This window comes from Pseudomonas sp. B21-021 (genome assembly GCF_024749205.1).
In the GTDB taxonomy this organism is placed as follows: Bacteria; Pseudomonadota; Gammaproteobacteria; order Pseudomonadales; family Pseudomonadaceae; genus Aquipseudomonas; species Aquipseudomonas paraglycinae.
Window position 1 is genome coordinate 1,975,442 of sequence record NZ_CP087192.1, and the last position, 22,711, is coordinate 1,998,152.

At 59.8% G+C, this 22,711-nt stretch carries 21 protein-coding genes and 1 tRNA gene; 9 read left to right on the forward strand and 13 right to left on the reverse strand.

The genetic code is table 11. The annotated features are described in order from the left end of the window. Nucleotides 1–34: 34 nt before the first annotated feature. The 3 genes from LOY31_RS08935 to LOY31_RS08945 all read right to left on the reverse strand — a co-directional run bounded on the left by LOY31_RS08935 (nucleotide 35) and on the right by LOY31_RS08945 (nucleotide 2,769). Entirely contained in the window at nucleotides 35–1,006 is a 972-nt protein-coding gene (locus LOY31_RS08935; protein ID WP_258713119.1) for a magnesium and cobalt transport protein CorA, read from the reverse strand. A 134-nt stretch (nucleotides 1,007–1,140) separates the two neighbouring features. Further along, nucleotides 1,141–1,863, reverse strand: coding sequence for a 1-acylglycerol-3-phosphate O-acyltransferase (locus LOY31_RS08940; RefSeq protein WP_179692160.1), 723 nt, complete (start codon nucleotides 1,861–1,863; stop codon nucleotides 1,141–1,143). Nucleotides 1,864–2,079: 216 nt separating this feature from the next. Then, nucleotides 2,080–2,769, reverse strand: a complete 690-nt coding sequence (locus tag LOY31_RS08945; protein ID WP_011333225.1) for a crotonase/enoyl-CoA hydratase family protein — start codon at nucleotides 2,767–2,769, stop codon at nucleotides 2,080–2,082. Between the two features lie 307 nt (nucleotides 2,770–3,076). Here LOY31_RS08945 and LOY31_RS08950 point away from each other — a divergent pair. Together LOY31_RS08950 and LOY31_RS08955 are read left to right on the forward strand one after the other, a co-directional pair. Then, nucleotides 3,077–3,166 (forward strand) — tRNA-Ser (locus tag LOY31_RS08950). Between the two features lie 153 nt (nucleotides 3,167–3,319). After that, a complete protein-coding gene (locus tag LOY31_RS08955) occupies nucleotides 3,320–3,640 on the forward strand; it encodes a YbjQ family protein (RefSeq protein WP_064594651.1) in 321 nt (106 codons plus the stop codon). A 42-nt stretch (nucleotides 3,641–3,682) separates the two neighbouring features. Here LOY31_RS08955 and LOY31_RS08960 read toward each other — a convergent pair whose 3' ends face one another. Then, nucleotides 3,683–3,961, reverse strand: coding sequence for a hypothetical protein (locus LOY31_RS08960; protein WP_064594653.1), 279 nt, complete (start codon nucleotides 3,959–3,961; stop codon nucleotides 3,683–3,685). Nucleotides 3,962–4,203: 242 nt separating this feature from the next. On the opposite strand from LOY31_RS08960, the gene LOY31_RS08965 reads away from it, so the two are divergent. The 4 genes from LOY31_RS08965 to LOY31_RS08980 all read left to right on the forward strand — a co-directional run bounded on the left by LOY31_RS08965 (nucleotide 4,204) and on the right by LOY31_RS08980 (nucleotide 5,918). Next, on the forward strand, nucleotides 4,204–4,392 hold the full coding sequence (locus tag LOY31_RS08965; RefSeq protein WP_007952174.1) for a hypothetical protein: 189 nt from the start codon (nucleotides 4,204–4,206) through the stop codon (nucleotides 4,390–4,392). Between the two features lie 310 nt (nucleotides 4,393–4,702). Continuing rightward, a complete protein-coding gene (locus tag LOY31_RS08970) occupies nucleotides 4,703–5,071 on the forward strand; it encodes a glycine zipper domain-containing protein (RefSeq protein ID WP_039769955.1) in 369 nt (122 codons plus the stop codon). Between the two features lie 137 nt (nucleotides 5,072–5,208). Then, nucleotides 5,209–5,631, forward strand: coding sequence for a glycine zipper domain-containing protein (locus tag LOY31_RS08975; RefSeq protein WP_007952177.1), 423 nt, complete (start codon nucleotides 5,209–5,211; stop codon nucleotides 5,629–5,631). A 122-nt stretch (nucleotides 5,632–5,753) separates the two neighbouring features. After that, nucleotides 5,754–5,918, forward strand: a complete 165-nt coding sequence (locus tag LOY31_RS08980; RefSeq protein WP_007952178.1) for a hypothetical protein — start codon at nucleotides 5,754–5,756, stop codon at nucleotides 5,916–5,918. Between the two features lie 190 nt (nucleotides 5,919–6,108). On the opposite strand, the gene LOY31_RS08985 is transcribed toward LOY31_RS08980, so the two are convergent. Next, nucleotides 6,109–6,513: an Imm50 family immunity protein gene (locus tag LOY31_RS08985; protein ID WP_221532962.1), complete on the reverse strand. Its 405-nt coding sequence runs from the start codon at nucleotides 6,511–6,513 to the stop codon at nucleotides 6,109–6,111. 2 nt (nucleotides 6,514–6,515) lie between these two features. Continuing rightward, nucleotides 6,516–11,300 (reverse strand): RHS repeat-associated core domain-containing protein, encoded by a 4,785-nt coding sequence (locus LOY31_RS08990; RefSeq protein WP_258713120.1) that lies wholly within the window; start codon nucleotides 11,298–11,300, stop codon nucleotides 6,516–6,518. Nucleotides 11,301–11,549: 249 nt separating this feature from the next. On the opposite strand from LOY31_RS08990, the gene LOY31_RS08995 reads away from it, so the two are divergent. Beyond that, nucleotides 11,550–12,245, forward strand: a complete 696-nt coding sequence (locus LOY31_RS08995; RefSeq protein WP_085609055.1) for an HAD-IA family hydrolase — start codon at nucleotides 11,550–11,552, stop codon at nucleotides 12,243–12,245. A 76-nt stretch (nucleotides 12,246–12,321) separates the two neighbouring features. Here LOY31_RS08995 and LOY31_RS09000 read toward each other — a convergent pair whose 3' ends face one another. Continuing rightward, the gene (locus tag LOY31_RS09000) at nucleotides 12,322–13,068 is read right to left on the reverse strand and encodes a 3-oxoacyl-ACP reductase family protein (RefSeq protein ID WP_085609054.1); all 747 of its coding nucleotides are present in this window, start codon (nucleotides 13,066–13,068) and stop codon (nucleotides 12,322–12,324) included. Between the two features lie 125 nt (nucleotides 13,069–13,193). Between LOY31_RS09000 and LOY31_RS09005 the strand changes: the two genes are divergently transcribed. Beyond that, nucleotides 13,194–14,135 (forward strand): LysR family transcriptional regulator, encoded by a 942-nt coding sequence (locus LOY31_RS09005; protein WP_258713121.1) that lies wholly within the window; start codon nucleotides 13,194–13,196, stop codon nucleotides 14,133–14,135. On the opposite strand, the gene LOY31_RS09010 is transcribed toward LOY31_RS09005, so the two are convergent. From LOY31_RS09010 to LOY31_RS09020, 3 genes are all read right to left on the reverse strand, one after another. After that, complete coding sequence (locus LOY31_RS09010; protein WP_258713122.1) at nucleotides 14,104–14,832, reverse strand: aspartate/glutamate racemase family protein; 729 nt, start codon at nucleotides 14,830–14,832, stop codon at nucleotides 14,104–14,106. The two genes, LOY31_RS09005 and LOY31_RS09010, sit on opposite strands and share 32 nt — an antisense overlap. 54 nt (nucleotides 14,833–14,886) lie before the next feature. After that, nucleotides 14,887–16,431 carry an NCS1 family nucleobase:cation symporter-1 gene (locus LOY31_RS09015; RefSeq protein WP_258713123.1) on the reverse strand — a complete coding sequence of 515 codons (1,545 nt, stop codon included), beginning with the start codon at nucleotides 16,429–16,431 and terminating at the stop codon, nucleotides 14,887–14,889. Between the two features lie 501 nt (nucleotides 16,432–16,932). Continuing rightward, nucleotides 16,933–17,667 carry a phosphoadenylyl-sulfate reductase gene (locus tag LOY31_RS09020; RefSeq protein WP_007960132.1) on the reverse strand — a complete coding sequence of 245 codons (735 nt, stop codon included), beginning with the start codon at nucleotides 17,665–17,667 and terminating at the stop codon, nucleotides 16,933–16,935. A 163-nt stretch (nucleotides 17,668–17,830) separates the two neighbouring features. Between LOY31_RS09020 and thrH the strand changes: the two genes are divergently transcribed. After that, nucleotides 17,831–18,448 carry a bifunctional phosphoserine phosphatase/homoserine phosphotransferase ThrH gene (gene thrH, locus LOY31_RS09025; RefSeq protein WP_102718911.1) on the forward strand — a complete coding sequence of 206 codons (618 nt, stop codon included), beginning with the start codon at nucleotides 17,831–17,833 and terminating at the stop codon, nucleotides 18,446–18,448. Between the two features lie 165 nt (nucleotides 18,449–18,613). On the opposite strand, the gene pabB is transcribed toward thrH, so the two are convergent. The 3 genes from pabB to LOY31_RS09040 form a co-directional block, all read right to left on the reverse strand. After that, entirely contained in the window at nucleotides 18,614–19,957 is a 1,344-nt protein-coding gene (pabB, locus tag LOY31_RS09030; RefSeq protein WP_258713124.1) for an aminodeoxychorismate synthase component I, read from the reverse strand. 232 nt (nucleotides 19,958–20,189) lie between these two features. Beyond that, nucleotides 20,190–21,176, reverse strand: coding sequence for an alpha-L-glutamate ligase-like protein (locus LOY31_RS09035; protein WP_007951965.1), 987 nt, complete (start codon nucleotides 21,174–21,176; stop codon nucleotides 20,190–20,192). Continuing rightward, on the reverse strand, nucleotides 21,176–22,711 hold the full coding sequence (locus LOY31_RS09040; RefSeq protein ID WP_007951967.1) for an inactive transglutaminase family protein: 1,536 nt from the start codon (nucleotides 22,709–22,711) through the stop codon (nucleotides 21,176–21,178). Before LOY31_RS09040 ends, LOY31_RS09035 begins: the two co-directional genes overlap by 1 nt.

The following is a 22,711-nucleotide window of genomic DNA, read 5'->3' on the forward strand; positions in this document are numbered from 1 at the left end:
GATGCCCTCGTGTTTTGCACGGGGGCGTTTTTTCTTACAGCCAGCCCGATTTCTTGAAGCTCGCCCACAGGCTCACGCAGCCGACCGTGATAAAGCCCAGCACGCCGAAATAGCCGTAGTGCCAGCTCAGCTCCGGCATGTTCTGGAAGTTCATCCCGTAAATCCCCGCTACCGCCGTCGGGAACGCCAGAATCGCCGCCCATGCCGCGAATTTGCGCTGCACCACGCTTTGCCGTGACGCCTCCAGCAACACGCCGATTTCGATGGTCTGGCTGGCGATGTCGGCCAGGGTGGTCAGATCTTCCATCTGCCGATTCACGTGGATCTGCACGTCGCGAAAGTAAGGGCGCATGTTCTTGTCGATGAAGGGGAAGCTCAGCTTCTGCAGTTCCTCGCTGATTTCCACCATGGGAGCGGCGTAACGGCGCAGGCGCAGGACGTCGCGACGCAGGCCGTGCAGCTTCTGGATGTCGTGTTCATTCAGTGCGCTGCACAACACGTTGCGTTCCAGCTCATCGATCTCGGCATGGATCGCTTCGCCCACCGGCTGATAGTTTTCGATCACGAAATCCAGCAGCGCATACAGTACGAAATCTTCCCCGTGTTCGAGCAACAGCGGCCGCGCCTCACAGCGTTGACGGACATGGGCGTAGGACGCCGAGTGGCCGTTGCGGGCGGTGATGATGTAGCCCTTGCCGGCGAAGATGTGGGTTTCGATGAATTGCAGGATGCCGTGTTCGCGCACCGGCGAGTAGGTGACGATAAACAGCGCGTCGCCGAAGGTTTCCAGTTTCGGCCGGCTGTGCTTTTCCAGGGCATCTTCAATGGCCAGTTCGTGCAGGTTGAACTGGCGTTGCAGGTTGGAGAGTTCCTGGGCGTTCGGCTCTTCGAGGCCGATCCAGACGAAGTGGCCGGTCTTGGCGGCCCAGGCCGCGCCTTCGTCGAGGGAAATATTGGTGACTTTCTTACCGGCGCTGTAAACCGCAGCAGCAACAACTCGACCCATGGTGGTGATTCACTTCTTCTTGGCAGATGGCAGGGGAGACATGGCTTCAGCTTAGCCGTGTCGCTGCTTGAGAGTCAGTGAAATCTGCACAGTTCACCGGGCAAAAGAAAACCCGCACAGGGCGGGCTTCTTTTTCACGCGGCTTGCAGTTGCCGATCCATCGCATCGATGCATTCGCGCATCTGCTCGCGGCACTGGGTGATGAGCATGGGCATGTCGTCCATGGTCAGGCCGGCGGTAGGAATTGCCGGCAGCGAGCGTATGAGGATTTTCCCGCTGTGCCAGCGGTTCAGGCGCATGTGCTTGATGTAGCTGCTGACACACACCGGAACGATCGGCACCCCGGCGGCAATGGCCATCTGGAACGCGCCTTTCTTGAACGGCAGCAATTCCTCACCCAGGTTGCGGGTGCCTTCCGGGAACACCCAGATCGAGGTGTCTTTGTGCTGCAAGGTGTCGGTGGTGGTCAGCATCGACTGGCGCGCCTTGTGCGCGTTCCCACGATCGATCAACACGTTGCCCGCCAGCCAGAACAACTGCCCGAACAGCGGCACCCACTTCAGGCTCTTTTTGCCGATGCACACCGTCCGACGCGGCACCACGTTGCCGAACACGAACAGGTCGTAGTTGGACTGATGGTTGGCGATGATCACGCAGCTGTCGGGCTTGTTCATCAACGGGCCGACCTCGGCCTTCACTCGCAGACGCAAAATACACATCGCTGGCAGTGCATAGAGACGGGCGCACAGGCGACTATTGTCCGGATTGAACGGGCGGCACAGCCCGAGGATCACTCCGAGGATCCCCGCCAGAATAAAGTGCAGGCCCATCAATAACATACGAAACACAAACAGCATTTTTAGGCCCATCGGGACAAAAGGTGGCGCAGTGTACGGATGTGCACTGTTTTCGGCAATTGCCGCTATAGAGTCCGGAGATGGGCGATGTTTAAGCGCATGTTTCCGACTTGTTGGTCAGAGGCGTCCTAGAGCTGCTGCGGAGTTTTCAACGGGGCGTGCAAGAAAAAGCCCGACACGACGGTCGGGCTTTTCTGAAGCGGTGCGAGCCGGGTATCAGCCCAGATGCTCCTGATCCTGGATGATGGCGTTGTCCAGGGTTTCCAGCAGCGCCTTGCGCACTTTCAGCTTGGTGTTTTTGTGTGCGGTCATGTTGATCTTCTTCAACTGACGCGCGGCGGCAAGGGCGGCGCCTTGCAGTTCTTCGGCCGCAACCACTTTATCGAGGAAGCCGGCATCCACCGCGCTTTGCGGATCAAACATCTCGCCGTTGATCACCGAGCGATGGAAGGCCGAACGACGCAGACGATCACGAGCCAGCTCGATGCCGGCGTGGTGCATGGTCATGCCGATCTGCACTTCGTTCAGACCAATGCTGAACGGGCCGTCGACACCGATCCGGTAATCGGCGGACAACAGAATGAACGCGCCCTTGGCCACGGCATGCCCCGGGCAAGCAACGATCACCGGGAACGGGTGCGACAGCAGGCGACGAGCCAGGGTCGAACCGGCGGTCACCAGGGAAACGGCTTCTTTAGGGCCAGCGGTCATCACTTTCAGGTCGTAGCCGCCAGAGAGAATGCCCGGCTGACCGGTGATGATCACAATGGCACGATCCGCCACCGCCTGATCCAGCGCCGCGTTGAAGGCCGCGATCACGTCCGGGGAAATGGCGTTGACCTTGCCGTTGCTCAGGGTCAGGGTCGCGATACCGTCTTCGAGGTGGTAGGCAATCAGGTCGCTCATGGCGCAATTCCTTATAAGAAAGATGGGCAGACGTTACCCACCGTCGCCGGTCAGGTAAAGCACTGTGACTGACCCGCCAGTCACCGTTTACCGGCCGATGCGCTGCAACACGCCCCGCGCCTGACGCCTGCGCACCTATATAGAAGGGCCGCGCCCACCCAAGATTGGCCGGATTGCCATGGCCCCTAGAAGGTGGAAGCGACTTTTTCTCTTAACCGCATGAAAATTCTGAAAAAAAGTTTGCCATCAGAAAAGCTTTCGACTACATTAGCGCGCCTCGACAGACAGAACATGTTTGAAGAGATACGGTGAAGTGTCCGAGTGGCTTAAGGAGCACGCCTGGAAAGTGTGTATACAGGAAACTGTATCGAGAGTTCGAATCTCTCCTTCACCGCCAAATTCGATGTAAACAAAACCCCTGGTTTCGAAAGAAACCAGGGGTTTTGTGCATTCTGGCGTCCGGATTTTTTTGGTCACAGAGATCGGTTCGGCTTCTTTTTGCCAGGGCATTACAATCGCGGTTTTTCTGGCATGTAAAAGGACGACCTCCATGATCATTTCCACCACCCAATCCATCGAAGGCCGGCAGATTACGGCGTATCTGGACATCGTCAGTGCCGAGTCGGTGCAGGGCGTGAATGTGATTCGCGATATGTTCGCGGGCATGCGGGACTTTTTCGGCGGGCGTTCGCAGACACTGGAGCGGGCGTTGAAGGAGGCGCGGGTTCAGGCGACTGACGAGATCAAGGAGCGCGCGCGGGCCTTGCAGGCGGATGCGGTGGTCGGGGTGGATTTCGAGATCAGCATGCCGGCTGGGAAAGGTGGCATGGTTGTGGTGTTTGCGACCGGTACGGCGGTCAAGTTGCGCTGAGGCTTGTGAGCCCATTCAACGGAATGGGCTCGTTGCTGACAATCAGCCCTGTGGTTTGAGCAGGATGGTGCCTTTCGAGTCGTAGGTCAGCGGCGTATCGATCGCGACGAGAGGGGGAGTATCACCCGGTTGAACTGGCTGAACCGGGTCTGGATGGTAGATGACGCCAGGCTGCAACGGACTCGGTCCGGTCGGCTGCTTGATGACGATTTCACCCGAAGCGATCTTTTCCTTGAGTTTCTCCGCCCCGGCCTTGCCGGCGGCGATCTGTTCATCCGTGAGCTTTACAACAGGCAGTGTCGGGAATCCTTTGATTTCCATGTTCTCTCCTTGAGATTCATTGCGTAGGAAAAAGGGCAGCGGCCGGTCGCCGCAAATCTTTAGCCGCGTGGGACCAACGGTTCCTTAATGTGTTTAATTTCCGTAGGCCATTCGTCGGGCTTCGGGTGATCTGAACCACAAGTCCAGGAATGACCGGCTAGTCTCAAAAGCCTTGGAGGTCGATATTTTTTCAGGCAAAAGGGTTTGCCGGTGTCGGCCCGCATTTGAAAAGGGGTGAAGAGATGACTGATCCGTACATCGAAGACGACGGGGCTGAATTTCCATTCAACAATTGCGTGCGCTGTGGCCAGACGGAGTATCAGGCCGGCTTCGGCGAGGACCCGGTGCAGACCGGCAAGATCAAGTCGGCAGCACCCAAGGGGCCTAAAGCAAAATTTCTGCCCAAGGTGACGACACGTTCCAGGAAGTAATCCGGATGCCACACAGCCCCGCCATTGAGCGGGGTTTTTTGTTTCTATTTTTTGAGAAGCGTCCTACAGAAATTGCAGATTCGTCCGGTTTCTTTCACAAACTTTTCACACCCGGCTGAGTAGGGTGAAGCCATCCGTTAGAAAGCAAGTCTCCAGCCCGTCTCCCCAGCGGGCTTTTTTTTGCCCGTCATAAAACCTTTTCCGTATTCGCTGTCCAATCGGCGCCAAGTGCGCTGCAACGCTGGACATTGCCGCGACAACAGCATTCAATCTGCGCCCTTTTTTATTCCTTCTGTTGAGGTTTTTCGTCATGCGTTTAACTCTGCCTGCTCTGGTTCTGGGGCTTCTGGTTGCTCAAGGTGCAATGGCTGGCGACGGTACCGCCGCACTGGGCGGCGGCCTGGGCGGTGCGCTGGGTAACGTGGTTGGCCAGAAAATGGGCGGCAGCACCGGTGCCGCGATTGGTGCTGGTGTAGCGGGTGCTGCCGGCAGCGCATTGGCTGCCAAGAAAGGTGCTCGCACCAAAGCGGCCATCGGCGGCGGCGTCGGCGCGGCAGGTGGTTCGGTGATCGGTAACAGCCTGGGAGGCAAGACTGGCGCCACCATCGGTGCTGGTCTGGGCGGCGCAGCCGGAGGCGCAGTGGGCAGCAATCTGTCCAAGGGTCACAAGCGTCACTGATTGCCAACGCGTGACTGAAAAGGCCCGGCTTTATGCCGGGCTTTTTCGTTGCTGAACGTTTTTCCCGGATACGCCTCCAATACCACATAGCCCCCTCCGCGGGCGTACCGTCCCGACTCGGGACCTGTGAGGTCTGTATGCGATTGACATTATCCGCATTGGTTTTGGGATTGTTCGTGGCCCAAGGCGCCATGGCCGCCGGTGATGGCACGGCCGCCGTGGGTGGTGGATTGGGTGGCGCGCTGGGCAATGTGGTCGGCGGCCAGCTCGGCGGCAGCACCGGTGCTGCGGTGGGTGCTGGTGTTGGTGGTGCGGCCGGCAGCGCGGTCGGCGCGAACAAACGCAATCGCACGGAAGCCGCCATTGGCGGTGGCCTCGGCGCCGCAGGCGGTTCAGTGGTCGGCAACAGCCTCGGCGGCTCTACCGGTTCGACTATCGGCGCAGGGTTGGGCGGCGCAGCGGGTGGTGCGGTCGGCAATAACCTGGGTGACGATGGCGGCAAGTCGCACTCCGGGGGCGGCCACAAGCACAAGAACAAACACAAGAACCGTCATCGTTGAGTGATCGGTTCTACGGAAACCCGGCTTATGCCGGGTTTTTTGTGCCTGCGCGTCATGCGCAGGAACGAATGGCGACCATACTTTTCGAACGTCCTATACGAATGCCATTGACGAGGTGCGCCATGACTCCCGAAACCGAAGGCAAGGAAGAAAAAGGCCCGAGCGGATTGCCGTTTATCAATGATCCGGGGAATGAAGATCCGGGATCGCTGATGGATGATGCGACGGTTCCGCTTTTGGAGGGTGAGGAGGAGCTTGAGTATGAGGATTTTGATGATGATGAGTGATGGGGTGCATGCATCAATTCTCCTGCATTAATTTTCGTCTGTTGTTCGTTTAGATTTTGGTAATCGACTTGGGCACTCTGATCTGAAACTAAATAAAGTAATTGCACATATCTCTTGATAACAAATAGTAAGTCTTGCAAGTAAAAGCTATCGCGATGGAGGTTCGAATGTCAGGTCTTAAGATTATTCATCATGTTTCATGGAATGGAATGCTGGACAGATAAACCGTAGGTTCGCGAAGGCTTATAAAAGCTGTCGTGAAGTATATCGATGAGTCGTCAGAAATGGCCGAAACTCTAAATCGTGACCCAGTATTTTTGATGGTTAATCTCAGGTTTTTGTTTGTAGGTAGATTGTGTAATGCCAAATCCTCTATTTCGCTGCATGTTATTCCTATACGGCAAGCGTTAAATCCCATTTTTTCCCATTTTTTCGGAGGGGTGTCCGGGATTTCAGGTATGTCGAAACCTAAGGTGACGGTCGAGTAATTGTTGTCGATATTTAAGATAAAAAGTTTTATCTCTCCGATGGCTATTGGGGAGCTGAAAATCATGTTGAAAAAAGTGCTTTCTGCTATATCGGTCCAGTGCTTCATGGTTATTTCCTGAAAGGATAGTGCTCGTCTGTATTTTTGACTTTTCCAGTTCTTGGGTTGGCTGCGGGACGTATGTTGAAGTGTGGTCCTTGATCTCCAATTTTCCTAGCGTCGCCGAATTTATGTCCAGCAGAGTGATCTTGCAATATTAGCTTGAAACCATCCTGTCGAGTGTACATGTACTGTCTAGTTCTAATGGGTATGCCGGAGTCGTTCAAGATGCTTTTGCCGTTTATATCGGTCATGTTGATGTAAATAAACTGACCTGGTTTGCCACTGACCTCGTCAAACTGTACGTCTGGCTGTTGACCTTTCGGAATCCCTGCATCAGCTTTTGCCTGTCTGAAAGCGCCGCGTCTGGAAACATCCGGAAGCTCAACCTCACCGAAATCTGAACAAGCAACTGATTTTCCATTTTTGGGCGGACAGTTGGACGTCAACCCCAACGGATCCACCCACCCCGTCGGATTCGGCACGTACCGGTACTGATTCAACCCACCCGCCAGCTTCACCGGATCCGGCGTCAGGTACCGTCCCACGTCCGGGTCGTAATACCGGTGCCGGTTGTAATGCAGCCCGCTTTCGTCATCGAAGTACTGCCCCTGAAAGCGCAGCGGCTGGTTCAGGTAGTCTTCGGTCGCGAGCTCCAGTGAGGTGACTTTGCCGTAGGCGCTGTATTTGGCTGACCAGACGATGTCGCCGCTGTAGTCGGTCAGTTCCTGCGGGGTACCGAGGTGGTCGAGTTGGTAGTAGAACGGGCAGGCGCGTTTCGGGCCTTTGCCGTCGAGCATGGCCAATGGGCGGAAGGTGCCGGGTTCGTAGATGAAGCTGCGGTGCTGTTCTTTGCTGCTTTCGGTGATCAGATGGTCGCCTTGCCAGAAGAACTCGGTGGCCTGGCCGTCGACGGTTTTGCGGATGCGCCGGCCGAAGGCGTCGTACTGATAGGTGGCGCTGGTGCCGTCGGGACGGCTCAGGCCGATCAGGCGGTGCTGGCTGTCGTAGCGGTATTCGGTGACGAGGGTTTGCGCGCGGCCGCGGCGTTCGCGGATCAGGTTGCCGAAGGCGTCGTAGTCGTAATGACGATCGCCCTGCATCAGCAGGCGATTGCCTTTGATCTGTGTCGGGCCTGGACGGTCCTGCATCAGCAGGTTGCCGGCCGGGTCGTGGGCGAAGTTTTCCGGCACATCGTCGCGGGTGTGGCGTACGCGGATCAGCCGGTCGAGGGCGTCGTACGTGTAGTTGCGCTGGCCGTGGCGGGTGTCGGCGATGTGTTCGAGGTTGCCGTTGGCGCTGTAGGCAAAGTCGCGGCGGTACAGTGCACTGCGTTGATGGCCTACGGCGTGGGCGCTTAACCGGCCCTGTTCGTCGTAGGCGTATTCGCTGAGCAGCAGCCCTTGCTGGCGTTGCTGTTCGCGGCCGTTCTGGTAGACGTGGCGAGTGAGCAAGGCGCCGTTGAGGTCCATCGCGGTCAGCACGCCGCCCTTGGCGTAGTGGTAGTCGAGCTTGCTGTTGTCCGGCAGACGCATGCGAGTGAGCTGGCCGCAGGCGTCGTAGGCGTAACGCAAGGTGCCCCAGCCCTGATGCTCGCGCACCAGCCGGTCCTGCAGGTCGTATTCGAAGGCCAGCGGGTGATCCTGGCCGTCATCCACGCCGACCAGTCGACCGAGACGGTCATAGCGGTAGCTGACCTCGACCCCGTCCGGCAGGGTCTTGAGCAGCAATCGCCCGGCGCTGTCGCGCTCATAAGCGGTAACCAGCGTCGAGCCGTCATCGCCGTACTCGATCTTTTCCAGCAGGTGGCCGTTGCGGTCGTAGGCGTAGGCGGTGCGCCGGCCATCGAAGCCGGTTTCCTGTCGGATCAGTCCGGTGGGCGTGTAGTCCAGCCGGTACTTGTCGCCGGACTCGTTCTCGATTTCCGTCAGCAGCAGCTGCGCATGATCGTAGCGGTATTGCAGCCGGGTGCCGTCGGGATTGATCCGCCGGCTGACCAGGTGCAGGTCGTCGTCATACTCGTAGCGGGTGATGCGCCCCAGTTCATCGCGTTCGGCGGTGATCTGGCCGTAGGCGCTGTAGGACCAGGCGCGGGTGGCGCCATTCGGCGAGGTGGTCTGGATCAGCCGGCCAACAGCGTCCCACGCGTGGCGGGTGATGGCACCATGCTCGTCCTGCGCCGTAATCCGCCGCCCCAAAGCGTCGTAGGAAAACTTGCGAACCCCACCGTCCGGCAGACTTTCCTCGACCAACTGGCCCAGGTCGTTCCACACGAACACGTGCCGGCCCGAATCCGGATAACGGATCGACTGCAACCGCCCCTGCGCGTCGTAGTGGTAATGGGTGACGTGGCCGTCCGGATCGACCGCTTCGGTGATGTCACCCTGGGCATTGCGCCGGTACGTCCACACCGCATCGCCACGCGAACGGCTGTGCAGGAAACCATTGCGGTACTCGTAGGACGTCGGCGCATCGTCCGGCGGAATCAGCGCGATCAGCCGTCCGACGTCGTCATAGTGGTACTCGGTAACCGCGCCCAGCGCATCCTGCTCGGCGACCAGCCGGCCCGCCGAATCGTAGGCCTTGAGCTGCTCACCCCCGTCGGCGGCGACCTGACGCACCAACCGCGCCGTGTCGTCGTGGACGTAAGTCTCTTCAGTCCCATCGACGTACTGCACCGTGACACGGCCGGCGTCATCCCAGACGTAACGCGTATCCATCTGCGAAAACGACGCCCAGTGCCGCACGCAGCGCGCCGCCTTGCCGGCCCGTTCCCACTCCCAGAAAAAGCTCGCGCCGCCGCTCAGCTGCCGTTGCAGGATGACGTGCCGGTCGTCGTAGTCGTAACGCTCAGTCTCGCCAACCGCGTTCGACGCCTCGATCAATCGATGGCGAGCATCGAAGCGATAACTGGCCAGCGTCTGCTCGGTACGCCAGGCAGACTCCCGAAAAACCTGATAATCGACCGCGACCAGATGCGCCCGCTCATAGCGCAGCAACAAGGAACGCCCGGCGCCGTTATCAAGGCGCTGAATCCGGTCGGAAAGATCCCGATGCACCGTCAGACGATTGCCGTAGGCATCGCTAACAGCCGTCAGACGCCCAGCCCGAAAGTGATAAAACCGCGCCGCCTCACCCGCCAGCGCAACGATCAACTCCTCCGGCTCATCCCCGAGAAAGATCGCCGCCCGCGACAAGCTGTTGTGAATCGCCGGCCGCTCAACGCTCGGCAACGGAAACCGCGTCCGCCGGTTCTCATGGTCAACCCAGACCACCGCAGCGCCATCAACCTCCAGCCGATGCGCCAGCGAGTGACTCCAGCCAAACCCCAACCCGACATCAATCTCGGCTGCACTGGTGCGGTACAACCGGCTGAACTCAAACGGCAGCAGCCCATCGAGCACGCCGTCAGTCAGCGTCAGCAGCTCCTCACCGGTGACCATCGACACCGGACACCCATTGGTGCAGGTCAGCGGCGCACAATCGGCACTGTCACCGTTGGGATTTTTCGCCTGATCCGAAGCCTCATCCCGAGGCTCATGCCGTTCCATTCGCGTCATGCCGTGGGACTTTTCACGCGCAACGGCCGCCGGATTGGGCACTGTCAGCACCAGCGCATCCCCCGTGCGAACCTCCAGCGGAATGGCCGGTGTCGGCCGCAACGGTGCCGGACCTGCATTGACCATCAGCGGTTTCAAAGCGCTCGCATGCCGGGTCAGGTCAGGCGCCGAGGTCACCGCTGCCAGCCGCAACGCCGAAGCCGCCAGCCATTCCCGCGCACGCGGCGACTTGATCTTGCCCAGTACCTTGGTGCTCAACCGCAGCGGCACACCCATGCCACCCGACACACACATCAGCAGAAAACTGACCAGCAGCTCGGCCCGAACCTCAGCCACTACCTCGGCCAGATACTGCGGCGGCAACATTTTCAGCCAACTGGTAAAGGCCGCCAGATAAATGAACAGCAACGGCTCATCGCCGAGCATCAGCAGGCCATTGGCAATGGCTTCGCTGGACGCCTCGAGCAAGGCATCCAGTTCAGCGCTGGACAGGTACTGCAGAAGCTTTTCGCTGTTGGCCTGCAAATCGGCGAGCAGGGCAAACAGCTGCTTCACGTCATCCCAGACGCCATTCAGCGCGGATTCGAAACCGTGCCAGTCAGCCTCTTGCAGTTGGCCGAAACGCTCCAGGAAGCCGGCACTGGAAAACTCGGTCCATTGCGGGTGGAGCTCGGTCCATTCCGCACGCAACCATTTCTCCAGACCATCGATCAAGCCCTGGTAGGAGGCATACAAGGCTTTAACGTGGTCGGTGGAAACATCGGGAAAGAAGGTGATGCGATAACGCTGGCCCCGGTCGCAATCGTCGACCTTGAGAATGCCGCTGGGGCCGATGGTGTAGCGCAGCGGTTCGCCGAAATCCAGAACACCGTCGACATCGGAAATGACCGGTTCAAGGATCACCGGCGTGTCGCCGATCGGCACAAACCGCGCGGCTTCGAACATGTGCACCAGCGTCAGGGAGCCGGTAGCGGAACACATGGCGACAGAGGAACTGATGGGTTTGCGGCTGGCGACCGGCGCACTGAGCCTGACATCGTTGCCGACCTGGAACACTTGCTCGACACCCAGCGCGGTGCCCGTCCAGAACTGCTCGGCCCAGGCGTCATAGTTGTTGAGACAGAGGCGAAACTCCTTAAACAGCTTTTCGACGTCGGGCTGATCAGGGTTCAGCGCAGCGACCACCAGCAAACCAATGCTGTTGTTCAGTTTCAGGAGTTGGTCAGATGGAAGCATTCGCAGTCACTCGCGCGCATCAGGGGAATGGCGCGAAACTTTGCGGGGGATCAAACAGGAAAGAAGTCAGCCGAGTAGGCGATGTCTGTAGGGCGATTCTCTAAATGTGCGGGAGGGCGTTCGGCGGACAACCGACATTGCCCGTTGCTCAACCTTGGCCGCGCTCGTTATGCTGCTGAACCCTTTAATCAGATCCAAGCAGCGGCGCTACCCGCGCCGCCCGGGATGTCTTTGATAACGGATCCGATGATGAATGCACCGCTGAAGGCGTTCGGCCCGATCAAGGCCGTGATTTTCGATATGGACGGTTTGCTGCTGGACACCGAGGGCATCTACACCGAGGTCACCTCGCTGATTGCCGAGCGTTACGGGCGCACTTTCGACTGGAGCATCAAGCAGAACATCATCGGCCGTGGCGCCGGCGATCTGGCGCGTTATGTGGTTGAAGCGCTGGACCTGCCGATCACTGCCGAAGAATTTCTGGTGATCCGCGAGCCGCTGATGCGCGAGCGTTTTCCCACTGCGCAAGCGATGCCGGGCGCCGAGGAACTGATCCGTCACCTCAAGGCGCACAACATTCCGATTGCGGTCGGCACCAGTTCGTCCCGTCAGTCGTTCGGGCAGAAAACCACGTTGCACCGCGATTGGTTTGCACTGTTCGACTTCATCGTCACCGCTGACGACCCGGAAGTCGGCGCGGCCAAACCGGCGCCGGACATCTTCCTCACCGCCGCGCGCCGCCTGGGTGTATCGCCGGAAGATTGCCTGGTGTTCGAAGACTCTCCATTCGGTGTGACGGCGGCGAAAGCGGCCGGCATGACCGCCATCGCCATTCCCGATGCCGCGATGGCCGATGAAAAGTACGCACACGCCGACGGGATTCTTCGCACATTGAAAGCGTTCACGCCGAGTGCATGCGGATTGCCAGCGCTGGACTGGGCCTGATCAAATCACGAACAAAAAAACGCCGCCCCTCTGTTAAAGGAGGGGCGGCGTTTTTCGTTATCGACTATCTGATCAATCAGGCGCCGAAACCACCATCGATGGTCAGGCTCGCACCAGTGATGTAACCGGCCTCCGGGCTTGCAAGGTAAGCCACGAAGCTGGCGATTTCCTCGGCTTTACCGTAGCGACCCACCGCCATCAGCGGGATCAGGCTGTCCGCGAACTCGCCATGAGCCGGGTTCATGTCGGTGTCGACCGGGCCGGGCTGCACGTTGTTGATGGTGATGCCGCGTGGGCCGAGGTCGCGGGCCAGGCCTTTGGTCAGGCCGACCAGTGCGGACTTGCTCATCGCATACACGCCGCCACCGGCGAAGGGCATGCGGTCGGCGTTGGTGCTGCCGATGTTGATGATGCGCGAGCCTTCGCCCATGTGTTTGGCGGCTTCCTGGCTGGCGATGAACACGCTGCGCACGTTGATTGCCAGGGTCTGGTCGAAGTCTTCCAGTTTGAAGTCTTCCAGCGGCGCGACGGCCAGCACGCCGGCGTTGTTGACCAGGATGTCGAGGCGGCCAAAGGTTTCGACAGTGGCGTTCACCGCGTTGCGGATGGCGCTGGCGTCGGCGCTGTCAGCCTTGATCGCCAGGGCTTTGCCGCCGGTGGCGGTGATGCTGTTTTGCAGTTCCTCAGCCTTGGCGGCGGAGCTGACGTAGGTAAAGGCAACCGCGGCGCCTTCAGCGGCCAGGCGTTTGACGATGGCGGCACCGATGCCGCGAGAGCCGCCTTGAATCAGAGCGACTTTACCGCTGAGGTGTTGAGTGGTCATGTTCGATCTCCAGAAGTTTCAAGGCAGGCTGCCTTGGTGTGGTGTCGAGTATCTGCCCCTCGCCAATAGGCGGGTAGACCGTGGTTGCTATAGTCTGTGTAAACCAAAAGTTTAGAGTGGTGGCCATGGAAACCTTCAGCAGTATCGAATGCTTCGTGCGCAGCGCCGAAGTCGGCAGCTTTGCCGAGGCCGCGCGACGCCTGAGCCTGACGCCGGCCGCCGTGGGTAAGAGTGTGGCGAAACTGGAAGCGCGCCTCGGCGTGAGGCTGTTCCAGCGTAGCACCCGTCGGTTGACCCTGACGGAAGCGGGGCAATTGTTTCTGAGTGAGGTCAGCGGCAGCCTGACCACCATCCAGAACGCTGTGAACAATCTGGCCAGTGCCGGCGGCCAACCGGCCGGTACGCTGAAAGTCAGCATGGGCACGGTGTTCGGCCGTTTGTACATCGTGCCGTTGCTGGGGGAATTCCTGACAAGGTTTCCGGCGATCAACCCGGACTGGCACTTCGATAACCGCCAGGTCGATCTGATCGGCCAAGGTTTCGATGCGGCGATTGGCGGCGGCTTCGAACTGCCCCAGGGCGTAGTGGCGCGCAGGCTGACGCCAGCGCATCGGGTGTTGGTGGCTTCTGCGGATTATCTGGATCGGCACGCGCCGATCAGCGAGCCAGACGACCTCAAGCTGCACGACGGCATCCTGATCCGCTCACCACAGACCGGTCGCGTGCGCTCCTGGCAGTTGACGCATCGCACCCGGCAACACAGCCCGCTGACCCTCAAGGCCCGAATGACCATGAGCGATTCCGAAGCCGCCTGCGCCACGGCGGCGCAGGGGTTGGGGATTGCGTTGGTGAGCATGCCGTTCGCGGTCGGCTACCTGGAGGCGGGGACTTTGCAGCGAGTCTTGCCCGACTGGTACGTCGACGACGGCAACATCTCCATCTATTACGCCGAACACAAATTGCTGCCGGGCAAGACCCGGGCGTTCGTCGATTTCGTCATCGAGCAGTTTTCAACCCTGGGCCTCGCCGAACGGTTCAACGCGCAAAACGTGCTGGCCAGCCGATGATGGTTTTCGGGCGTGGCGTCGCGTAAGTCCGCACCTTGGACGTCGACAGGCCCAGTCGCACCAGCGATTCGGCGATGGTCACGGCCGCTGTGACGCCGTCCACCACCGGCACTCCGGTGCGCTGACGGATCTTCTCGTCGAGTCCGGCCATGCCGCCGCAACCAAGGCAGATCACTTCGGCTTTATCCTGAGTCACCGCCAGTTCCGCCTGATGCACGATGGCTTCCAGAGCGCGCAGCGGTTCATGTTCCAGTTCCAGAACCGCCAGACCACTGGCGCGCACCGAGGCGCAGCGATCCCACAGGCCGGAAAGTTTCAGCCGATCCTCGATCAACGGCACGGTGCGATCCAGCGTGGTGACCACCGAATAGGCGTGGCCAAGAAACATCGCGGTGCTGGCCGCCGCATCGGTGATGTCCACCACTGGCACGTTGAGCAATTCCTGCAAACCTTCGCGACCGTGTTCGCCGTAGCCGGCCTGGATCACCGCGTCGAACGGCTGGTCGTAGGACATCACCCGGTCCATCACGGCGATGGCGGCCAGGTAACTTTCGAAATTGCCCTCGACTGAATCGGCGCCGAAGTGCGGCGTCAGGCCGACAATCTCGGTGCCGGGGGAGGCGACAGCCTGCGCCGAGCGGGCGATGGCCTGGGTGATGGATTCGGTGGTGTTGACGTTGACCACGAGAATTCGCATGGGAAGTCCTTATTACGGTTGGTTCTGCGGCCCCGCGAAGGGCCGCCAAAAGATTCAGTGGCTGACGTTGTCGACGGCGATGGCTTCACCGTCGACATCGGCGTAGTGCGGCTGGCGTTTGGCGATGATCAGGTAGAGCATCCCGGCAATGCCGGCGCCGATCAGCCAGGAGAAGGGCGAAACGCTGTGGAAGCCCGGCACCAGCGCCAGAACGATCGCGATCAGCGCGGCCGGAATGAACGCCGCCACCGCCCGCAGATTGACCCCGCGGCTGTAGTAATACGCGCCGTTCGGGTTTTCGCTGTACAGCTGCGGCACGTGGATCCGGCCTTTGCGGATCAGCCAGTAGTCGACCATGATCACGCCGTACAACGGGCCGAGCAGGGCGCCGAGGCCGGACAGGAAGTACACGATCACCAGCGGGCTGTTGTAGAGGTTCCACGGCAGGATCAGCACCGCAATCGTTGCGCTGATCAGCCCGGCGCGGCGGAAGGTCAGGTATTTCGGCGCCAGGTTGCTGAGTACGAAGGCCGGGGCGACGAAGTTGGCCATGATGTTCACCGCCACGGTGACGATCAGGAACGCCAGGCAACCGAGCACCAGAAAGAACGTGTTGGGGATCGAGGCGATGATCTCGGTCGGGCTTTCGATGATCCGGTTGTTGATCTGAAATTGCGCACCGCACAGCAGGACGGTGATCCCGGCGAACACCAGAATATTGACCGGCAGGCCCCAGAAGTTTCCGATCTTGATCGTCTTGCGGCACGGTGAAGAGCGGGCGAAATCGCAGAAATTGAGGATTAGCGTGCCGTAGATCGCCAGCCACAAGGCGCCGCCGGCAAAGATGTTGCGCCACATCTCGCCGCCGGTCAGCGGTTCGCGGATTGACCAGGCGATGGTCGCGTTGGCCTGGGTGTACATCCACGCGGCGAGGCAGGCGACGGTCAGTAGAATCACCGGCCCGGCGAAGGCTTCGTAGCGGCGGACCATTTCCATGCCGTAGGCGAGGATCGCCAGTTGCACGAACCAGATCGCCACGAAACACACCCAGCCCAGGCTCGACAGGCCGAGGATCGAGTTGTGATCGTAGTCGGCGAAACCGGGATGGATCGCCGTGAGCAACACGCGAAACACCACCGACGCCAGGTACGTCTGAATGCCGAACCAGGCGATGGCGATCACCGCCCGGATCAATGCAGGAATCTGTGCCCCGTGAATGCCGAAACTGATCCGGCTGATTACCGGAAACGGCACGCCGGTTTTCTGCCCCATGTAACCGGACAGGTTCATGAAGAAGTACACCAGCGCCGCGCCGATCCCCAGCGACAGCAGAATCTGCCAGCCACCCAGGCCCAGGGCGTACAGACCGATGGCAAACGAGTAGTTGGCGATGTTGTGCACATCGTTGGTCCACAGGGCAAAGATGCTGTATTTGCCCCAACGCCGTCCTTCGGCCTTGGTCGGCGCGAGGTCACTGTTGTGCAGACGCGGGCTCAGTTGCAGCGGTTCGGCGATGCCATCACCGGGCACGCTGTGGTCGAGGGGTGAAGAGGCGGGCAGATTCAGCGCGATGTTGTTATTGGAGAGACTCGTACGCATTCCGGCAGGCTCCTGATGTTCGGGCCACGATGACTGTGCATGAGCGTTCGGGCTCGGCAGATCTTCGTCGCGGCGGTGAAAACATCACTGGTTACGGGGCATCTGCAGCCTGTACGGGATAGGGCGCTTCAGGCTTGCGGATCGAAAGTGTGGGTTCATGTTTTGCGGTTTTGTATACAAAACATGTATGCATTAAAGCCAGATCTGTGCCAGCCGGCGATCTATGAAAACCACCGCTGATTTCGAAAAGTTATTGAGGCGCGCCAAGTCGTTGAATTACGGGCGATATAAATTGACCGTTCGAGCAGGTATTTATTTTTCGGGAGGGATTTTGGCGGACGCCGGGAGGGAGTGTTTTTGGAGCTTGATGTAACTTTTCAGGGCGCAGAAACGAAAAGTGCACACATAAATGGCACCGATGGTGACATTTGTGTGTACACATTTTTCAAGGCGGGTAGAGAACACTGTGGGAGCTGATTTGCTCCCACGGGGCATCAGGGGTTATGCCTTGCTGATGATATTCCCGGCATGCAAACCGCATTCTTTCTGGGTCGCTTCTTCCCACCACCAGCGACCTTCGCGCTCGTGCTGGTTCGGCAGGACAGGGCGGGTGCACGGTTCGCAGCCGATGCTGATGAAACCGCGCTCATGCAGGCTGTTGTACGGCAGCTCCAGCATGCGGATGTAGCCCCAGATTTCCTCACTGGTCATCTGCGCCAGCGGGTTGAATTTGTACAGGGTGCGCTCCGGGGTGGAGAACGCTGTATCGATTTCCATCACCGCCACGGCGCTGCGGGTGCCAGGGCTCTGGTCGCGGCGCTGGCCGGTGGCCCAGGCTTTGACGCCGGACAGCTTGCGACGCAGCGGCTCGATCTTGCGGATCCCGCAGCATTCACCGTGACCGTCCTTGTAGAAACTGAACAGGCCTTTTTCCTTCACGAACGGTTCAAGTTTCGTGTAGTCCGGCGAGACCAGTTCGATGTCGATCTTGTAGTGCTCGCGTACCTGATCGATGAAGCGATAGGTTTCCGGATGAAGGCGGCCGGTGTCGAGACTGAACACCTTGACGTTCTTGTTCAGCTTCCAGGCCATGTCCACCAGCACCACATCCTCGGCGCCGCTGAAAGATATCCACAGGTCATCGCCGAACTCGGCGAACGCGAGTTTGAGGATGTCCTGCGCGGATTTGTTGGCATAGGTCGTGGCGAGTTCCACGACGTCGAACGTTGGGCTCATCAGGGCGGCTTCCTACAGGTCGGTGGCGCTGGGCGCTCTATATGGCGGCGATGTTAACAAAAAGCAACGCCCGCCGGGGCGGCCTCTGCGTTGCGCGCTCCAGGTCGAGCCGCTAGAGTTCGGGCTCGCTCGACTCAATAAACATTACAAACGGGAGTGTCTTGTGGAAATTGCCTGTCTTGATCTTGAAGGGGTGCTGGTGCCGGAAATCTGGATCGCCTTCGCCGAAAAAACCGGAATCGAATCGCTCAAGGCCACTACCCGGGACATTCCCGACTACGACGTGCTGATGAAGCAGCGCCTGCGCATCCTCGACGAGCATGGTCTGAAGCTTTCGGACATCCAGGAAGTGATCGCCACCCTCAAGCCGCTGGACGGCGCGGTGGAGTTCGTCAACTGGCTGCGCGAGCGGTTTCAGGTGGTGATTCTGTCGGACACGTTCTACGAGTTTTCCCAGCCGCTGATGCGTCAGCTGGGCTTTCCGACCTTGCTTTGCCATCGACTGATTACGGACGACAGCGGGCGGGTGACCAGCTACCAGTTGCGTCAGAAAGATCCGAAACGTCAGTCGGTCCTGGCTTTCAAGGGCTTGTATTACCGGGTGATTGCGGCGGGGGATTCCTACAACGACACCAGCATGCTGGGCGAGGCTGATGCGGGGATTCTGTTCCATGCGCCGGATAACGTGATTCGCGAGTTTCCGCAGTTTCCGGCGGTGCATACGTTCGAAGAGTTGAAGCAGGAATTCCTCAAAGCCTCGAACCGCGACCTGTCCCTGTAATCACCTGATGATCGTTCCCACGCTCTGCGTGGGAATGCAGCCCGGGACGCTCTGCGTCCCAAGAGCGGACGCGGAGCGTCCATTGAGGCATTCCCACGCGGACGGTTCGACGCCTCGACGTGGGAACGATCACCGCAGTCGCCGCGACGTGGGAACGATCAACGGTTAAAGGTTTTGCAGCGTTTCGAGCAGAACCCTGACCTTGGTAATTGACTCCTGATACTCCGCCTGCCAGTCCGAGTCAGCGACGATCCCGCCACCGCCCCAGCAGCACACCTGTCCATCCTTCACCAGCAGACTGCGAATGGCGATGGAACTGTCCATCTCGCCACGCACATCCAGATACAGCAACGAACCGCAATACAACCCACGTCGGGTCGGTTCCAGTTCGTCGATGATCTGCATCGCACGAATCTTCGGCGCACCAGTGATCGAACCACCAGGGAAGCTGCCAGCGATCAGGTCCAGAGCATCGCGATCTTCCGCCAGTTCACCGGTAACGCTGCTGACCAGATGATGCACGTTCGGATAGCTTTCCAGACTGAACAACTCCGGCACCCGCACCGAGCCGATGCGGCAAGTGCGGCCCAGGTCGTTGCGCAGCAGGTCGACGATCATCAGGTTTTCCGCGCGATCCTTCGGGCTGGCCAGCAGTTCGGCGGCGTTCGCCGCGTCTTCGGCCGGGGTCGCGCCACGGGGGCGGGTGCCCTTGATCGGACGGGTTTCCACTTGGCGCTGGCTGACTTTGACGAAACGCTCGGGTGACAGGCTCAGTACCGCGTTGCCGTCAGGCAGGCTTTGGAATCCGGAAAACGGTGTCGGGCACGCTTCACGCAATTTGCAGTAGGCCAGCCATGGATCACCTTGGCACGGTGCGCGGAAACGCTGGGCGAAGTTGACCTGATAGCAGTCGCCGGCCTGGATGTAATGCTGGATGCGTTCGAAGGCCTGACGGTACTTGTCGGCTGAAAGATCTGCCGCCATCGGGCTGTTCAGCTTGAACGGGGTCAGTTCCGTGCCCACCGGTTGGCTGAATACATCGATCAACCGCTGTTTCTCGCTGGCGCTGACCGAGGGGTGGAACACCAGTTGGCTGGTGGCCGATTGGTGGTCACTGATCAACGCCCAGTCGTACAGCCCAAATCGCGCATCGGGCAATTGCAGATCATCCCGGGCCTGACTTGGCAGGTTTTCCAGATGCCGACCGAAGTCGTAGCTCAGGTAGCCGATCAGGCCGCCGGCGAAGGGCAATTCGTACCCGTTGGGCAATTGCGCGTCGCCCAAGCGGGTCAGATTGTCCCGCAGACGTTGCAGGAAATCTTCCCCGCGCTCGTCCGGCAATACCGCCAGTTGTTCCAGCGGCCAGGCACTGAGCAGGTCGTAACGGCCACGGTCGGCACTCGGCCGGCCACTGTCGAGCAGCACGGCGCCGGGCGCATGGCGGACGGCCGCGAAATAGTCGGCTGGGTTGGCGCGGTAGGGCAGCGGGTGTACGGAACAGGTCAACATGGGCGGGGCAGATCGGCCATCGAGGCGGGGTGGGGATTGTAGTCCCCTCCGGGAATTGCTCCTAGAGGGGATGTCGGGGATTGGCAGATTGTCGGCAGGTATCGCGCTTTATCGTTTGATCGTTCCCACGCTCTGCGTGGGAATGCATCCCGTGACGCTCCGCGTCACAGTGGACGCGGAGCGTCCATGGCGGCGTTACCACGCGGAGCGTGGGAACGATCGTCGTGGGCTGTCAGCCCTCGACCGCCGGAATATGCCCGAACAACTCCTGAGCAAACGCCACCCGCTCTTCAACCGACTCCGTCACTCCACGCGCCTTCAGCTCTTCCAGATGCGCTTCCACCGCATGGGTACGCAACGTCAGCCCGCAGTCGTTGGCAATCTGGATATTCAACCCCGGCCGCGCATTCAGTTCCAGAATCAGCGGGCCTTTCTCCTGGTCCAGTACCATGTCCACGCCGATGTAACCCAGGCCACACAGCTCATAGCAACCGGCGGCGAGCTTCATGAAACCGTCCCAGTAGGGCAGTTGCACGCCATCAACCGCGTTGGTGGTGTCCGGGTGTTTGGTGATGATGTTGTTCAGCCAGGTGCCGCGCAAAGTAAGGCCGGTGGCCAGGTCGACGCCGACGCCGATGGCGCCCTGGTGCAGGTTGGCCTTGCCGCCGGATTGACGGGTCGGCAGCCGCAGCATCGCCATCACCGGGTAACCCATCAGCACGATGATGCGGATGTCCGGCACGCCTTCGTAGCTGATGCTTTTGAAGATCTGGTCCGGGGTCACCCGGTATTCGATCAGCGCCCGATCACGGTGGCCGCCCAGCGAATACAGGCCGGTGAGGATGCTGGAGATGTGATGCTCCAGCTCTTCGTGGGCAATGATCTTGCCCGACACCGTGCGATAGCGGCCCTCGAAACGGTCGGCGACCACGATGATGCCGTCGCCGCCGGCGCCTTGGGCCGGCTTGATCACGAAGTCGTTGCGCCCGCCGATGATCTCGCCGAGCTTGTCGATTTCCTTCTCCGTGGAAATCACGCCATACAGTTCCGGCACGTGAATGCCGGCCTTGATCGCGCGTTCCTTGGTGATGATCTTGTCATCGACGATCGGGTACAGGCTGCGCTTGTTGTACTTGAGCACGTAGTCGGCGTTACGCCGATTGATGCCCATGATGCCCCGGGCTTCCAGGGCCTTCCAGGTCTTCCAGAAACCGAACATCAGGCGTCAGCCTTCTTCAGGAAAGCCTTGAAACGCACCAGCTCGGTCAGACGGTAGCCGCGATAGCGACCCATGGCCAGCATGAAGCCCACCAGAATCAGCAGGATCGCCGGGAAGGTGAACACGAAGTACACCAGCTCCGGAACGGTCATGATCAGGTGCGCCAGGGAGGCCGCGAACAGCGTGCCGATCGCCACTTTCATGGCATGGCTGGCGCCGCGTTCTTCCCAGGTGATCGACAGTCGTTCGATGGTCATGGTCAGAATCACCATCGGGAACAGCGCCACCGACAGGCCGCGCTCCAGACCGAGCTTGTGACTGAACAGGCTGATCGCCGCAATCAGCACCACCACGAAGGTCAGCACCACCGACAGGCGCGGCAGCATTTGCAGCTTCAGGTGTTCCAGATAGGAGCGCAGCGATAACCCGAGCGCGGTGATCACGGTAAACAACAGGATGCCGAAGCCCAGTTGCGTCTCGCGGAAGGCCAGGGCGATCAGCACCGGCGTGAACGTGCCGAGGGTCTGCAGGCCGATCAGGTTGCGCAGGATCAGGATCACCAGCACGCCGATCGGGATCATCACCATGATCATGAACGTCTGCTGGGTTTGCAGCGGCAGGCCGTACAGCGAGTATTCGAGGAAGTTGGCGTCGGTGTTTTCGTCGGTCAGCTTGGCCAGACGAATCGCGTTCATCTCGCTGTTGTTCAGGCTGAAGGTCACGTTGGCTTTCTTGCCGCCGTCGACGGTGATCAGGTTTTCATCGCCGCTCCACCACAGCAGGCGGTCGGTCGGCAGGCCTTGCTCGCCGGTTTCCGGGTTGAAGTACAGCCAGTCGGTGCCGTTGAAGCTGCGCAGCCACAGTTCCGGGGTTTGCGGCTGATCGGCGACGAGGCGGATGGTGTGGACCTTTTCCACCGGCACGTGGGCGATGGACAGCAGCAGTTCGACGATTTTGGCTTTGTGCGGCGTCGACGGATCGCCGGCCAGCAGCAGTTTCACGTTGTCGTCGTTGACGTTGTTGACGCGTTTGATCGCTTCGCCAATGAAGGTTTCGACGTCGGCCGAGTGCTGGCGGATCGGCGCGAGCAGGGCTTCGGCGGCAATCTTTTCCGGGCCTTCGATGGCCATGCTGTCGCGGAAGGTCGGGCCTTTGATCTTGGTTTTTTCGGCGGTGTAACGCTTGGTCAGCACCAGACGGTAATAAAGCGTCTGGTTGCCCTTGGCCCGGCGCGCCGACCAGGTGACCTTGCGGTTGCCGTCGACGCGGTTGACCGCCACGCCGTAGTTGTTGGAGATAAAGCTTTCATTGAGGCTGACGTAATCGCGGCTCAGGGGCGGCACGAACATCTGGATCTTGACCGGATCCTTGGTGCTGGCGACGAACTCGACCTTGGCGTCGATGTTCCACAGGTCGTCGGTGGCGTCTTCGGTCACTGGAATGCCGAGCACGAAAATCTGATAGGCCGTAACCGAAACGCCCAGCAGCACCAGGATGGTGATCAGGACTTTCAGGTGGAAGGTTAGAGAACGCAT

Coding starts and splice junctions, on each gene's coding strand:
- LOY31_RS08935 (WP_258713119.1), bottom strand. CDS start 1,006: ATGGGTCGAGTTGTTGCTGCTGCGGTTTACAGCGCCGGTAAGAAAGTC.
- LOY31_RS08940 (WP_179692160.1), bottom strand. CDS start 1,863: ATGCTGTTTGTGTTTCGTATGTTATTGATGGGCCTGCACTTTATTCTG.
- LOY31_RS08945 (WP_011333225.1), bottom strand. CDS start 2,769: ATGAGCGACCTGATTGCCTACCACCTCGAAGACGGTATCGCGACCCTG.
- LOY31_RS08955 (WP_064594651.1), top strand. CDS start 3,320: ATGATCATTTCCACCACCCAATCCATCGAAGGCCGGCAGATTACGGCG.
- LOY31_RS08960 (WP_064594653.1), bottom strand. CDS start 3,961: ATGGAAATCAAAGGATTCCCGACACTGCCTGTTGTAAAGCTCACGGAT.
- LOY31_RS08965 (WP_007952174.1), top strand. CDS start 4,204: ATGACTGATCCGTACATCGAAGACGACGGGGCTGAATTTCCATTCAAC.
- LOY31_RS08970 (WP_039769955.1), top strand. CDS start 4,703: ATGCGTTTAACTCTGCCTGCTCTGGTTCTGGGGCTTCTGGTTGCTCAA.
- LOY31_RS08975 (WP_007952177.1), top strand. CDS start 5,209: ATGCGATTGACATTATCCGCATTGGTTTTGGGATTGTTCGTGGCCCAA.
- LOY31_RS08980 (WP_007952178.1), top strand. CDS start 5,754: ATGACTCCCGAAACCGAAGGCAAGGAAGAAAAAGGCCCGAGCGGATTG.
- LOY31_RS08985 (WP_221532962.1), bottom strand. CDS start 6,513: ATGAAGCACTGGACCGATATAGCAGAAAGCACTTTTTTCAACATGATT.
- LOY31_RS08990 (WP_258713120.1), bottom strand. CDS start 11,300: ATGCTTCCATCTGACCAACTCCTGAAACTGAACAACAGCATTGGTTTG.
- LOY31_RS08995 (WP_085609055.1), top strand. CDS start 11,550: ATGAATGCACCGCTGAAGGCGTTCGGCCCGATCAAGGCCGTGATTTTC.
- LOY31_RS09000 (WP_085609054.1), bottom strand. CDS start 13,068: ATGACCACTCAACACCTCAGCGGTAAAGTCGCTCTGATTCAAGGCGGC.
- LOY31_RS09005 (WP_258713121.1), top strand. CDS start 13,194: ATGGAAACCTTCAGCAGTATCGAATGCTTCGTGCGCAGCGCCGAAGTC.
- LOY31_RS09010 (WP_258713122.1), bottom strand. CDS start 14,832: ATGCGAATTCTCGTGGTCAACGTCAACACCACCGAATCCATCACCCAG.
- LOY31_RS09015 (WP_258713123.1), bottom strand. CDS start 16,431: ATGCGTACGAGTCTCTCCAATAACAACATCGCGCTGAATCTGCCCGCC.
- LOY31_RS09020 (WP_007960132.1), bottom strand. CDS start 17,667: ATGAGCCCAACGTTCGACGTCGTGGAACTCGCCACGACCTATGCCAAC.
- pabB (WP_258713124.1), bottom strand. CDS start 19,957: ATGTTGACCTGTTCCGTACACCCGCTGCCCTACCGCGCCAACCCAGCC.
- LOY31_RS09035 (WP_007951965.1), bottom strand. CDS start 21,176: ATGTTCGGTTTCTGGAAGACCTGGAAGGCCCTGGAAGCCCGGGGCATC.
- LOY31_RS09040 (WP_007951967.1), bottom strand. CDS start 22,711: ATGCGTTCTCTAACCTTCCACCTGAAAGTCCTGATCACCATCCTGGTG.